This window comes from Streptomyces sp. PsTaAH-137 (assembly GCF_003259365.1).
In the GTDB taxonomy this organism is placed as follows: Bacteria; Actinomycetota; Actinomycetes; order Streptomycetales; family Streptomycetaceae; genus Streptomyces.
In genome coordinates, this window is record NZ_QLLY01000001.1 from 639,677 (window position 1) to 652,722 (window position 13,046).

At 70.6% G+C, this 13,046-nt stretch carries 12 protein-coding genes; 8 read left to right on the top strand and 4 right to left on the bottom strand.

The window, feature by feature from the left end:
• Positions 1–326 precede the first annotated feature (326 nt).
• Entirely contained in the window at positions 327–818 is a 492-nt protein-coding gene (locus tag K377_RS02755; RefSeq protein ID WP_111661436.1) for a hypothetical protein, read from the top strand.
• A gap of 121 nt (positions 819–939) precedes the next feature.
• Here the strand turns inward: K377_RS02755 and K377_RS02760 are convergent, their stop codons facing one another.
• The 3 genes from K377_RS02760 to K377_RS41270 form a co-directional block, all read right to left on the bottom strand.
• Positions 940–1,449, bottom strand: coding sequence for a hypothetical protein (locus tag K377_RS02760; RefSeq protein WP_111661437.1), 510 nt, complete (start codon positions 1,447–1,449; stop codon positions 940–942).
• A gap of 169 nt (positions 1,450–1,618) precedes the next feature.
• Entirely contained in the window at positions 1,619–2,380 is a 762-nt protein-coding gene (locus K377_RS02765) for a DUF4239 domain-containing protein (RefSeq protein WP_111661438.1), read from the bottom strand.
• 19 nt (positions 2,381–2,399) lie between these two features.
• Positions 2,400–2,999, bottom strand: a complete 600-nt coding sequence (locus K377_RS41270) for a hypothetical protein (RefSeq protein ID WP_181512471.1) — start codon at positions 2,997–2,999, stop codon at positions 2,400–2,402.
• 221 nt (positions 3,000–3,220) lie between these two features.
• Between K377_RS41270 and K377_RS02775 the strand changes: the two genes are divergently transcribed.
• The 4 genes from K377_RS02775 to K377_RS02790 all read left to right on the top strand — a co-directional run bounded on the left by K377_RS02775 (position 3,221) and on the right by K377_RS02790 (position 8,191).
• Complete coding sequence (locus K377_RS02775) at positions 3,221–4,177, top strand: SCO0930 family lipoprotein (RefSeq protein ID WP_111661439.1); 957 nt, start codon at positions 3,221–3,223, stop codon at positions 4,175–4,177.
• A gap of 330 nt (positions 4,178–4,507) precedes the next feature.
• A complete protein-coding gene (locus tag K377_RS02780) occupies positions 4,508–5,332 on the top strand; it encodes an SAM-dependent methyltransferase (protein ID WP_111661440.1) in 825 nt (274 codons plus the stop codon).
• The gene (locus tag K377_RS02785) at positions 5,329–7,476 is read left to right on the top strand and encodes a bifunctional diguanylate cyclase/phosphodiesterase (RefSeq protein WP_111661441.1); all 2,148 of its coding nucleotides are present in this window, start codon (positions 5,329–5,331) and stop codon (positions 7,474–7,476) included. Before K377_RS02780 ends, K377_RS02785 begins: the two co-directional genes overlap by 4 nt.
• A 4-nt stretch (positions 7,477–7,480) precedes the next feature.
• On the top strand, positions 7,481–8,191 hold the full coding sequence (locus tag K377_RS02790; RefSeq protein ID WP_111661442.1) for a VOC family protein: 711 nt from the start codon (positions 7,481–7,483) through the stop codon (positions 8,189–8,191).
• Between the two features lie 425 nt (positions 8,192–8,616).
• On the opposite strand, the gene K377_RS02795 is transcribed toward K377_RS02790, so the two are convergent.
• Complete coding sequence (locus K377_RS02795) at positions 8,617–9,531, bottom strand: LysR family transcriptional regulator (RefSeq protein WP_111661443.1); 915 nt, start codon at positions 9,529–9,531, stop codon at positions 8,617–8,619.
• A 132-nt stretch (positions 9,532–9,663) separates the two neighbouring features.
• Here K377_RS02795 and K377_RS02800 point away from each other — a divergent pair, with 132 nt between their 5' ends.
• From K377_RS02800 to K377_RS02810, 3 genes are read left to right on the top strand one after another with little or no spacing between them, the layout of a single operon-like run.
• Positions 9,664–10,335 (top strand): succinate dehydrogenase, encoded by a 672-nt coding sequence (locus K377_RS02800; RefSeq protein WP_161195163.1) that lies wholly within the window; start codon positions 9,664–9,666, stop codon positions 10,333–10,335.
• 5 nt (positions 10,336–10,340) lie between these two features.
• Positions 10,341–12,299, top strand: a complete 1,959-nt coding sequence (locus tag K377_RS02805; RefSeq protein WP_111661445.1) for a fumarate reductase/succinate dehydrogenase flavoprotein subunit — start codon at positions 10,341–10,343, stop codon at positions 12,297–12,299.
• Positions 12,296–13,042, top strand: a complete 747-nt coding sequence (locus tag K377_RS02810; RefSeq protein WP_111661446.1) for a succinate dehydrogenase/fumarate reductase iron-sulfur subunit — start codon at positions 12,296–12,298, stop codon at positions 13,040–13,042. The genes K377_RS02805 and K377_RS02810 overlap by 4 nt, the downstream gene beginning before the upstream one ends.
• Positions 13,043–13,046: the final 4 nt, after the last annotated feature.

The window sequence follows — 13,046 nt, forward strand, 5'->3', positions numbered from 1 at the left end:
GCGGCGAGACCGAATCCGTTGCGCGTATCAGCACGCTAAGTCGGCGGCGGCCGCGCAGCGACGGGGCAAAGGCGAACGGGTGGCCCCGACATCGCAGCTCAGAGGCCCGGTGAGCCATCCGAGTCGCCCCTTCCAGGAAATTTCTGACGGTCCGTGACCTGCGGCGATAACCGTCTTTACGGAATTCTGACGGTGTGTCGCCTCACCAGGACGGCCGATTCCCGAAATGCGGCTCTGCGCACGGCATCTGAGGGTTCGTCTGGGAGGCGTTCTCGCCGAAAGTCCCGGGGACCGTTCCCCGGGGACGTCTTCCGCGGAGGATTTCCATGCGTACCACCCGTGCCCTGGCGGTGTCCGCCGCCGCGGTCCTCGCCGTCGGACTCGCCGCCCCCGCCGCGTCGGCCTGGGAGGACCCGACCAACCTCTCGGTCTCGCCCAGCGTCATCCCGCGCGGCGGCGAAGTGACCGTGTCGGTCGACGGGACCAAGTGCCAGTCGAACAGCACGGCGTCCTCGGACGCCTTCGGCACGATCAACCTCAGCCCGGTCCCGGGCGGCAGCCAGGCCAGCGGGACGGCCACCATCAAGCACGACGCGACCGTCGGCGCGCACGACGTGAGCGTCAGCTGCCAGGGCGCCCCGCTGATGAGACCCGCGGCCTTCACCGTCATCCACGGCGGTGTCCGCGGCGGCCTCGGCGGCTCGACCCAGACCGGCGCGACCCCGACCGACATGGCGATCGGCGGGGCCCTGGTCGCCTCGGCGCTGATCGGCGGCGGCGTGTTCTGGATGCGCCGCCGTGCGGAGGGCAAGGCGTAGCACCGCGGAACACCCCCGGGACGACGGGCCCCGACCCCCTTCGCGGGGCCCGTGCACGTGAGAGGGCCGGTGCCCCGAAGACCGAGCGGTCTTCGGAGCACCGGCCCTCTCGGGGGACGTGTCAGGCGTCGCCCTCGCCGGTGCGCCGACGCGAGAAGTAGTACGCGCCGCCCATCGCGCCCACGATCAGGGCCGCGCCGAGACCGATCTCGTGCAGATCGAACCCGGCGAGGCTGCCCCCCACACCCGCCTTAACGCCGTGCGGCACGGGCGGCGGCTGCGGGTTGTCCTGTCTGCCCGAGGCGATGGTCAGGTCGACGCTGCGGCTCGGCCCGCCCTTGCACTCGAACTTCACGGTGTACAGGGCTGCCTGCTTGGCGTCCCAGTCGACGGTCGCGGTCTTCTGCCCGCTGCCGCTGTCGATCGTGACCGTGTCGAAGATGCCGGCCGACACGGTGGTGATGTCGCTGCACCCGCTCGCGTAGAGCGTGACCTGACCGCCCGCCGCGATGGTCGTGGGCGCGACGCTGACCTGGAACGAGTCGTTGTCGCCGGCCACCGCCGCGGGGGCGGAGAGCAGGAGGGCGGTGAGGCCGAGCGCGGCTGCCGAAGCGGTGCGTATCGCGGTCATGATGGAGTTCCTCCGGGTCCACGAGGAGCAGCTGCGGACCGGTTCCGCGCGCTTGGGACAAGCACCTCGATGCCCGAAACGCTAGGGACACCCCCTTATGGGCGCGATCGGTGTCGTACGAACGGGGCACAGGTGTGGGCCGGACAGGGGACACGACGGCCCGTCGGCGTCACCCGGCGCCGGGGAACAGCATCAGGAACGGCTGGGCCGTCGCCGCCACTCCACGGCTGTAGGGCGCGTCGAAGTCCCAGATGAGGAAGAGCAGGAAGGCGATCAGCGCGGAGAACAGCCCGGCGAGGATCAGCTCGCGGGGTGTGCGGCGGATCTGCAGCGCGAAGATCATGCCGATGGTGACCAGGGCGCCGATGACGAGCCCGAACCACACCACGCCCGGCATGGTGGCGCCGGTGGAGTCGGCACGCGCGTTACGGGCGTCGTCGGCGGCGGTCACCTGGTCGAGCAGCGGCTGATACGCCTGCGCCTCGAAGTCGTCCTTCGGCACGTAGTCGGTGACGTCGTGCCGGACCTTGTCGAGCAGCTGGGTGCCCTTGTCGGTCAGCTCACCCTTGGTGCGCATCGTGTGCCACTCGGTGGTCACGACATGGCTGACATATGCGTCGACATCCGCGCGGATCCGGTCCCGGACACCGGCCGGATAGACCCGGACGCGCTCGTGGATCTCGTGCAGCGCCTGCGCCTCGTTGCGGACGTGGTCCTGGGCGGCGCTGCGGGCCTCCCAGACGCCCGCGATGGCCAGACCCAGGACGATCGCGTAGACCACGCCGATCATCATCGTCATGTACTCGATCACGTCCGGGGTCTCGGACGGATCGTCGTCGTCGCCGATTCTGCGCTGCTGCAGGACCTGGACGGCGAGCACGATGGCGCACACGGCGACCATCGCGAGGGCGAGAACAAGCCATTCCGACATCGTTTACCTCACGAAAGGATCAGCGGGGGCGCAGGGCCGCGACCGCGAGCACCGCGGGCGCGGTGATGAGCAGGGTGAGCGTGACCAGGGACGGGCCGCTCTGGGGCGGCGCGCGGTGGACCGCGGGACGGTAGGCCGGGTAGTGCACGGGCGTGGGGGTCGGGGTCGGCTTCGGGGTGGGGCTCTTGGTGGGGGTGGGCTCGGGCTTGGGCGGGGGAGGCGGGGTGGGCGTGGGCGTGGGCGTCGGTGTGGGCGTCGGGGCCGGAGGTGGTGCCGGGGCCGCGCGCGGCGGTTCCGGTGTCGGGGTCGGAGTCGGCGGTGGTGCCGGAGGGGGCGGTGGCGGCGGGGGTTTCGGCGGTGGCGGTTTGGGCGTGGGCTTGGGGGTGGGCTTCGGCGGGGGCGTAGTGGGGCCCGCGCTGCAGAAACCGCCGTCGCCGGCCACCGCCACGGCGCCGCCCGTCGCGCCGCCGTCGACGGACGCGTAGGCGCAGGCGTCGGAGGGGGCGAGGGCCGACGCCGCCGCGGCGGGCACGCCGCACAGCCAGGCCGTGAACAGCACCGCGAGGACGCGTGGGACCAGGCCGGAGGTACCGCCTCCGGCCCGCTGGGTTCGATGCACGACGGAGAGCATGAGCACCCGCGGACTCCGGCACGCCGTGATCGGCGCGGATTGCCCCGAAGGAGGGGTGTGGGAGCACGCGGGGTTTGCGCGCCGCGCGACGGTGTCCGCGAGAAATCTTGGAGCGCGTTGAACGCACAGGGCGTCGCCGCCCGTAACTAGGGCCATGTGCGAACCCGACCGGGATCGCACAACACCCAAGCAATCAGCGGGAGTTGATGATGAAGACCTCCTGGCGGAGCGCCTCGCTCGTAGCGACAGGTGCGGCCTTGCTGGCGCTGACGACGGCGTGCGGTCAGGACAAGGGCGATCAGAGCGCGACCGGGCAGAACGTGGGCAACGCGTCCCAGGCGCAGGGCGGTTACGGCTCCAGCGGCTCCGACGCGTACGGCTCGTCGGGCGACAGTTCCGCGAGCCCCGCGGCCAAGGCCGAGTCGGCCGGTCAACTCGCCGCGTGGGACAGCGAGAAGCTCGGCAAGGTGCTCACCGACAGCGCCGGCATGACGCTCTACCGCTTCGACAAGGACACCGCGAAGCCGCCCAGGTCGAACTGTGACGAGGCCTGCCTGAAGACCTGGCCCGCGGTGCCCGCGAGCGGCGCCAAGGCCGCCACCGGGGTCGACTCCTCGCTGCTCGGCTCGGTGACCGCGGCGGACGGCACGAAGCAGCTCACCGTCGCCGGCTGGCCCGTCTACCGGTACGCCATGGACAGCAGCCCCGGGGACGCCAAGGGGCAGGGCGTGGGCGGAGTCTGGTACGCGGCCGCCCCCGACGGCAAGAAGGCGAGCCCGGCCGCGGCCGCCGCCCCGGCGGACCTGAAGGGCCTGTCCACCCGCAAGGACCCCAAGCTGGGCGAGATCGTCGTCGACAAGAACGGCATGACCGTCTACCGCTTCCTCAAGGACTCGGCGTGGCCCATCAAGTCCAACTGCGTGGGCGCGTGCGCGACGAAGTGGCCCGCCGTCGAACCGGTCGCGAAGAACGACACGAAGGACATTCCCCTCAAGGGATTCATGTCCTTCACCAGGCCGGACGGCAGCAAGCAGCAGACGCTGAACTGCTGGCCGGTCTATACGTTCTCCGGCGACAAGAAGCCGGGGGACACCAACGGCCAGGGAGTCGGCGGCACCTGGTACGCGGCCTCTCCGGAGGGAAAGCCGGTGGGCGCTCCCAAGTGACGCACCGCCGGTGCGGCGGGCAGTGAATCGAGTAACAACCCAGGAGGGGCCGGTGCGTCCGGCACGCGGCTCACAGTAGAGTCGTCAAGGATTTGGCGAATCGCCGGTCCGTTCCCACGCGGCCAAGTGAGGGTCATGCGGGGGTAACGGACCGGTTCTTCTCGGTTGGGAAAGAGATGGTTTCGGGGTGGTTTCGGATCGCCGCCAAATGGCACGTGCCGCAGGTAGTGACCGAGAACGGATGGTCAATTTCCGTTTTGGCTCGCTCCTTTGTCGGTTGATCAGTAGCCTCGCCTCGAACACCGGATCGCCTACGCCTTGGAGAGTTTGATGGAGCGTCCTGCCTGGGCCCCGCAGGGCATTGACATCACGGTGCCCAGTGTGTCCCGGATCTACGACTACTACCTGGGCGGTTCGCACAACTTCGAGGTCGACCGGGAAGCCGCCCGCAAGGCCATGGAGTTCCTGCCGGGCCTGCCGAAGATCATGCAGGCGAACCGGGCGTTCATGCGGCGGGCGGTGCGCTACGCCGCGGACCAGGGAGTGACCCAATTCCTCGACATCGGCTCGGGCATCCCCACCTTCGGCAATGTGCACGAGGTGGCCCAGCGGGTCCGGCCGGGCGCCCGGGTCGTCTACGTCGACCACGACCCCGTCGCCGTCGCGCACAGCAAGGCCGTTCTGGAGGACAACCCCGACACCGCCGTGCTCGCGGCCGATCTGCGCGGGCCGCGCGAGATCCTGCACAGCGCCGAGGTGGGTGAACTCCTGGATCTGGAGCGGCCGGTGGCGCTGCTCCTGGTCGCCGTACTGCACTTCATCGAGGACGCCGACGACCCGTACGGCGCGGTGGCCGAACTCAGCGAGGCGCTCGCACCCGGCAGCCTGTTGATCGTGACGCATGCCTCCTATGAGGGAATGCCCATATCGACGGAAGAGGCCGGCGGCGCGGTCGACGTCTACCGGAACGATGTCCGCAATCCGCTGATCATGCGGAACCGTGAGGAGATCGCACGGTTCTTCAAGGGGTACGAGGTGGTCGACCCCGGCATCGTCCCGATACCGGAGTGGCGGCCGGAGAACGCGCCGCAGGACATCGAGGACGCGGATCCTTATACATTCGCGGGCTATGTGGGAGTGGGGCGCAAGGCGTGAGCGAAGAGCCGGGCGGACCGGAAGACAGACTGCGCAGGTTCGCCACGATCTGGAGCCGGGCCATCTTCCCGGTGACGGCGACGTCGCTGACCAGGCCGGAGTTCGAGGAGGAGCTCGTCCCGCTGGCCCGCTCGCTGCGGGCGGCCCTGGCCGCGCGGACGCTGAACGCGGCACAGGGACAGGCCGTCGGAGCCGCGCTCGTCGACGCGCACTGCACCGACCCCGAGGCGCTCAGCCGCACCCTCGGCGTGGTCGACTCCTATCTCGTCCTGTACTGCGGCGAGGAGGCGGACACTCCTGAGCGCGAGGACGATCTGCGGGCCCGCTGCGCCCGTATCCAGCATGCCGTCGCCGCCGGTTTCGCCGCCGCGCTGCGCGAGCGCACCCTCGCCGAGCAGGAGGCCATCTCGCGGGCCGCGCTGAACGCGCGCAGCGCCGTCGCCGAGGCCCTGCACGCGAGCGAGGCCCGGTTCCGCGCGGTGTTCCACGGCGCCGCGATCGGCATCGCCATCGCCGCGCTCGACGGCACGGTCCTGGAAGTGAACGACGCGCTGGTGCGCATGTTCGGCGGCAGCGAGGGGACCCTGCGCGGCCGCAACCTCCGCGACTGGACCCACCCCGACGACGCCCCGCAGGTCTGGCACCTCTACCAGGAGCTGGTGCGCGGCGACCGCGAGCACTACCGGGTGGAGAAGGCGTTCTACCGCCCCGACGGCACCGCGCTGTGGACCAACCTGACGATGTCGCTGCTGCGCGACAAGGACGGCGAACCGCAGTACCAGCTGGCGCTGATGGAGGACACGACCGAGCGCCGGCTGCTGAATCTGCGGCTGCGCTACGAGGCCACGCACGACGCGCTGACCGGCCTGCCCAACCGCACCCTGTTCTTCGAGCGCCTGGAGAAGGTGCTCGGCGCGGGCGAGGGCCGCCGCTTCGGCCTGTGCTACCTCGACCTCGACGGCTTCAAGACCATCAACGACAGCCTCGGCCACGCGGTCGGCGACCGGCTCCTCGTCGAGGTCGCCGACCGGCTCCAGGCCTGTGCCACCGCGCGCGGCGAGATGGTGGCCCGGCTCGGCGGCGACGAGTTCGTGGCGCTGACCACGGGCCCGGACACCCAGACCGAGGTCGACGAACTCGCGGGCCGGATCATGAACGCGCTGGCCACGCCGATCCGCATCGACGGCCGCGAACTCACGGTGCGCGGCTCGATCGGCATCGTGGAGGGCCCTGCCGCCGACCGCAGCCCCGCCGAGGTGCTGCGCAGCGCCGACATCACCATGTACCGGGCGAAGTCCGCGGGAGGCAACCGCTACGAGCTGGCCGACCCCGAGGCGGACGCCCGCGCGATCACCCGGCACGGCCTGACGACGGCGCTGCCCGCCGCCCTCGACCGCGGCGAGTTCTTCATCGAGTACCAGCCGCTGGTCCACCTCGGCGACGGCAGCGTGCGCGGCGCCGAGGCCCTGGTCCGCTGGCTGCACCCGCAGCACGGGGTCCTCGGCCCCGACCGCTTCATCCCGCTCGCCGAGCACACCGGGCTCATCGTGCCGCTCGGCCGCTGGGTCCTGGAGGAATCGGTCCGCCAGGCCTGCGTCTGGCAGGACCGGCACGAGGACGCGGGCCCGCTGCGCATCAACGTCAATCTGTCGCCGAAGCAGCTCACGCACCCCGGGCTCGTCTCCGACACGGTCGACATCCTGGAACGCTCCGGCCTCGAACCCGGCGCGCTCTGCCTCGAAGTCACCGAATCGGCGCTGATCGGCGCCGACGACGACCTGCTCAAGCCGCTGCGCCGGCTCTCCGAGATGGGCGTCGACATAGCGCTGGACGACTTCGGCACCGGCTACTCGAACCTCGCGAACCTGCGCAGACTGCCGGTCAACGTGCTCAAGCTGGACCGTTCCTTCACCCAGGGAATGCAGCAGTTCCCCGCCGACCCGGTCGACCTGAAGATAGTCGAGGGCATCGTCTCGCTCGCCCACAGCCTGGACCTCGCGGTCACGGTCGAGGGCGTGGAGACCGGCGCCCAGGCCGAGCAGCTCAGGGAGCTGGGCTGCGACACCGCCCAGGGCTGGTACTACGCCCGCCCGGGTCCGCCGGACCGCCTGCACGAGCTCGCGCTCGCCGACGCCACGGGGTGAGCCGGTGACCGTCCGCTGGACGTACGCGTTCATCGACCGCCCGTACGAGGAGTTCGGCGCCGCCTGCGACTTCTGGGCCCGGGTGACGGGGACGCGACGGTCCGAACTGCGCGGCGAGCGTGGTCAGTTCGCCACGCTCGTGCCGTACGAGGGTGAGGGCGACCCGTACGTCAAGGTGCAGGGGGTCGCGGACGGGCCGGGTGGGGCGCATCTCGATCTCGCGGTGGACGATGTGCCGGGGGAGTCGGCGCGGGCGCGGTCTCTCGGCGCTGAACTCGTCTTCTCCGAGGAGGGGTTGGCGGTGCTGCGCTCGCCGGCCGGGCATCTGTTCTGTCTGGTGCCGTGGCTGGGGGAGTCGGTGGTGCCCGCCGGGGTCGCGGCGGCCGGGCGGCTCGATCAGGTGTGCCTGGACACGGCGCCGGGGGTGTATGCGGCGGAGGTCGACTTCTGGGCGGCGCTGACCGGCTGGCCCGAAGTCCCCTGTCGCAGCCCGGAGTTCCGGCTGCTGAAGTCGTCCCCGATCCAACTCCTCCTCCAGCGCCTCGACTTGGACGACCCCCCGACGGCCCACCTTGACCTCGCCTGCGCGGAGCCGTCCCGGGTGCGGTCCTGGCATGTCGCGGCGGGCTCCGCACTCCTTCGGGAGGGCCGATCCTGGTCCGTGATGCGCGACCCCACGGCGGCCCTGTACTGCTTGACGAACCGCACACCGTAGGGCTCCCTGGTCGTGTGCAGCTCCGGCGCGGGCTGACCGCGCAGTTCCCCGCGCCCCTAAAAGCATGCGTTTCGTCCTCGACTGACCGCCGGTGGGGGCTGGTCGCGCAGTTCCCCGCGCCCCTGAGGCATGCGCTCCGCGCAGCCTCCCCTTGAGGCAACGCTCCGCGCGCCTCTCCGCCGGAGGCTGCGCTCCCGCGAGCCTCTCCCGGGGAGGCTGCGGCTCCGCCGCGCCTCATTGATGAGATGCCGCACGAAGTGCGCATCTCAGGGGCGCGGGGAACGGCGCGACCAGCCACGACGAGAGGCGCGCGTGAGGAACTGGTTTGAGGGGCGCGGGGAACTGCGCGAGAAGCGGTCTCCGGGTCGCAGACGAACGACAACCCAGGGGCGCGGGGAACAGCGCGACCAGCCCCCCGCCGGCCGTCAGTCGAGTGGCGAGCCCCCGGTGGCCCCGCCCCGCTCCACCAGCATCCCCTGAAGCTCCCGCGCAGCCCGCGGCGGCGCGACGTCCGACCGGTGCGCCAAGGCGATGGTGCGCCGCAAGCCGGGCCGGGCCAGCGGTGTCACCCGGAGATCGGCCCCGGCCCGCGTCGCCACCATCGACGGCACCACGGCCACCCCGAGCCCCGCCCGCACGAACCCCAGCACCGCATCCATCTCCCCGCCCTCCACGGCGAAATCGGGCTCGAACCCCTCGGCCCGGCACGCGGCGACGGTCAGCTCCCGCAGGTCGTACCCGTGCCGGAACATGACGAGCCGCTCACCCTCCAGGTCGGAGATGCGCACGGACCGCCGCCCGCGCCCCGGCCGCGGCGCGCTCGGCGACGACACCACGACCAGCTCCTCGCGCAGCAGCTCCACGGAGGTCAGCGCGGGCGCCGGCGCCGGAAGCGGCAGTACGACCAGTGCCAGATCCAGCGCCCCGCGGGCCAGCTCCCGTACGAGGTCGTGCGAGCCGCCCTCCTCGATCAGCAGCTGGATCCCCGGGTAGCGGTCGTGGAAGGCGCGCAGCACGTCCGGAAGCAGGCCCGTGCACAGCGACGGCGTCGCCCCGAGCCGCACCCGCCCCCGCCGCAGCTGCGCCAGCTCCTGCACCTCGTGCCGCGCGGTGTCGGCGTCGGCCAGGATCCGCCGGGCCAGCGGCAGCAGCGCCTCGCCGGCGTCGGTGAGCGTGATGTTGCCGCGCGCCCGCTGGAAGAGATCGGCCCCCAGCTCCCGCTCCAGCGCCCTGATCTGCTGGGACAGTGACGGCTGGGCGACATGCACCAGCTCGGCGGCGCGCGTGAAGTGCCGGGTCTCCGCGACCGCGACGAAGTACTGGAGCTGCTGGAACTGCATGAGCCCCACTGTACCGCCGTGATAGCCACAGCCTATGGAAATGAGCTGGACCATGTCTTGGACCGATCAGGTCTTCGGGCCCTACCGTCTTGTGACATGGCTCTGGCAACGCGGACGGACCGACGACCGTCCATGACACGCACGGTGTGGGACAGCTCCGTCGGGAAGAAGACCGTGATGGCGGTCAGCGGCATCGTGATGCTGCTCTACCTGGTCGCCCACATGATCGGAAACCTGAAGATCTTCTTCGGCCCCGAGGAGATCAACCACTACGCGCGCTGGCTGCGCACCATGGGCGGCCCGGTCCTGCACTACGAGTGGGGCCTGTGGATCGCGCGCGTCGTGCTCGTCGTCGCGGTGGTGGCACACGCCACGTCCGCGTACCAGCTCAGCCGCCGCGACATCAAGGCACGCCCGAACAAGTACGTGCACAAGAAGCCGAGCGCCTCCTACGCCACGCGCACCATGCGCTGGGGCGGCATCATCCTCGGCCTGTTCATCGTCTGGCACATCCTCGACCTGACGACCGGCACGGTGCACCCCGGCGGATACCAGCACCTGCACCCGTACCAGAACATCATCGACACGTTCTCGACCTGGTACGGCAATGTCATCTACATCGTCGCGATGCTCGCCCTCGGACTGCACATCCAGCACGGGTTCTGGAGCGCCGCGCAGACCCTCGGTGTCGGCAGCCGCACCCGTGACCGCGTCCTGAAGACCGTCGGCAACGCCCTCGCCGCACTGCTCACGCTCGGTTTCATCGCCGTGCCCGTGGGCGTCATGACCGGATTGGTGAGCTGAAGAACATGACCTCCTCCCACGAGTACGCCGACTACTCGACCGGTGAACCCGTCGTCGACGCCAAGGCGCCGGGCGGACCCGTCCACGAGCGCTGGGACACCCGGCGCTTCGAGGCCAAGCTGGTCAACCCGGCCAACCGCCGCAAGCACACCGTCATCGTCGTGGGCACCGGCCTCGCGGGCGGTTCGGCCGGCGCGACGCTGGCCGAGCAGGGCTACCACGTCGTGCAGTTCTGCTTCCAGGACTCGCCGCGCCGCGCCCACTCGGTCGCCGCGCAGGGCGGCATCAACGCCGCGAAGAACTACCGCAACGACGGCGACTCCGTGCACCGCCTCTTCTACGACACGGTCAAGGGTGGCGACTTCCGCGCCCGGGAGTCGAACGTGCACCGCCTCGCGCAGATCTCCGTCGAGATCATCGACCAGTGCGTGGCGCAGGGCGTGCCGTTCGCCCGCGAGTACGGCGGTCTCCTCGACAACCGCTCCTTCGGCGGTGTGCAGGTCTCCCGTACGTTCTACGCGCGCGGGCAGACGGGCCAGCAACTCCTCCTCGGCGCCTACCAGGCCCTCAGCCGCCAGGTCGCCGCGGGCAACATCGAGCTGCACCCCCGTACCGAGATGCTCGACCTCGTGATCGTCGACGGGAAGGCGCGCGGCATCGTCGCGCGGGACCTCGTCACCGGCAAGATCGACACGTACTTCGCGGACGCCGTCGTCCTGGCCTCCGGCGGCTACGGCAACGTCTTCTACCTGTCGACGAACGCCATGAACTCCAACGCCACGGCGATCTGGCGGGCCCACCGGCGCGGCGCGTACTTCGCCAACCCCTGCTTCACCCAGATCCACCCCACCTGCATCCCGCGCACCGGCGACCACCAGTCGAAGCTGACGCTGATGAGCGAGTCGCTGCGCAACGACGGCCGCATCTGGGTGCCGAAGGCCAAGGGCGACGACCGCCCCGCGAACCAGATCCCCGAGGACGAGCGCGACTACTACCTGGAGCGCATCTACCCCTCGTTCGGCAACCTGGTGCCGCGTGACATCGCCTCCCGCGCCGCGAAGAACGTGTGCGACGAGGGCAAGGGCGTGGGACCCGGCGGGCAGGGCGTCTACCTGGACTTCGCCGACGCCATCGGGCGGATGGGCCGCAAGGCCGTCGAGGCCAAGTACGGCAACCTCTTCGACATGTACCAGCGGATCACCGACGAGGATCCGTACCAGGTGCCCATGCGGATCTACCCCGCCGTGCACTACACGATGGGCGGCCTCTGGGTCGACTACGACCTGCAGACCACCGTTCCGGGACTCTTCGCGATCGGCGAGGCGAACTTCTCCGACCACGGCGCCAACCGTCTCGGTGCCTCCGCGCTGATGCAGGGCCTGGCCGACGGATACTTCGTCCTCCCGGCCACGATCAACGACTACCTCGCGAAGAACCCGCACCACGACGAGGTGAGCGCCGACCACCCGGCTGTGCAGGAGGTTGTCGCCGAGACGGAGGACCGGCTGAACCTACTGCTGGCCGTGGACGGCGACCGCACCCCCGACTCCTTCCACCGCGAACTCGGCGAACTGATGTGGGAGTTCTGCGGCATGGCCCGCACCGAGGAGGGCCTGCGCAAGGCCCTCGGCCGGATCCCGCAGATCCGCGAGGAGTTCTGGCGCCGCATCAAGGTGCCCGGCACGGGCGAGGAGTTCAACCAGTCCCTGGAGAAGGCGAACCGCATCGTCGACTACCTGGAGCTGGCCGAGCTGATGTGCCTCGACGCGCTGCACCGCGCCGAGTCCTGCGGCGGCCACTTCCGTGAGGAATCGCAGACCCCCGACGGCGAGGCCGCCCGCCAGGACGAGGAGTTCTCCTACGCGGCCGCCTGGGAGTTCACCGGCACCGGCGACGCCCCCACCCTGCACAAGGAAGACCTGGTCTTCGAGTACGTCCACCCCACTCAGCGGAGCTACGCATGAAGCTCACCCTGCGCGTCTGGCGCCAGAAGAACGCCGACGCCGAAGGCGCCATGTCCACGTACGAGGTGGACGGGATCAGCCAGGACATGTCGTTCCTGGAGATGCTCGACACCCTCAACGAGGAACTCATCGAGGGCGGCGACGACCCCGTCGCCTTCGACCACGACTGCCGCGAGGGCATCTGCGGGGCCTGCTCGCTCGTCATCAACGGCGACGCCCACGGCCCCGAGCGCACCACCACCTGCCAGCTGCACATGCGGTCCTTCAAGGACGGCGACACGATCGACATCGAGCCGTGGCGCGCCTCCGCCTTCCCGGTCATCAAGGACCTGGTCGTCGACCGCTCGGCCTTCGACCGCATCATCCAGGCCGGCGGCTACATCACCGCCCCGACCGGCACCGCCCCCGAGGCGCACGCCACGCCCGTGCCCAAGCCGGACGCGGACTTCGCCTTCGAGCACGCCGAGTGCATCGGCTGCGGAGCCTGCGTGGCGGCCTGCCCGAACGGCGCGGCCATGCTGTTCACCTCGGCGAAGATCAACCACCTGAACGTGCTGCCGCAGGGCGCCCCCGAGCGCGAGACCCGCGTCCTGGACATGGTGGCGCAGATGGACGACGAGGGCTTCGGCGGCTGCACGCTCACCGGCGAGTGCGCGACGGCCTGTCCGAAGGGTATCCCGCTGTTCTCCATCACGAGCATGAACAAGGAGTGGCTGCGCGCCAACCGCAAGGTCAGCCGCTGAGCCG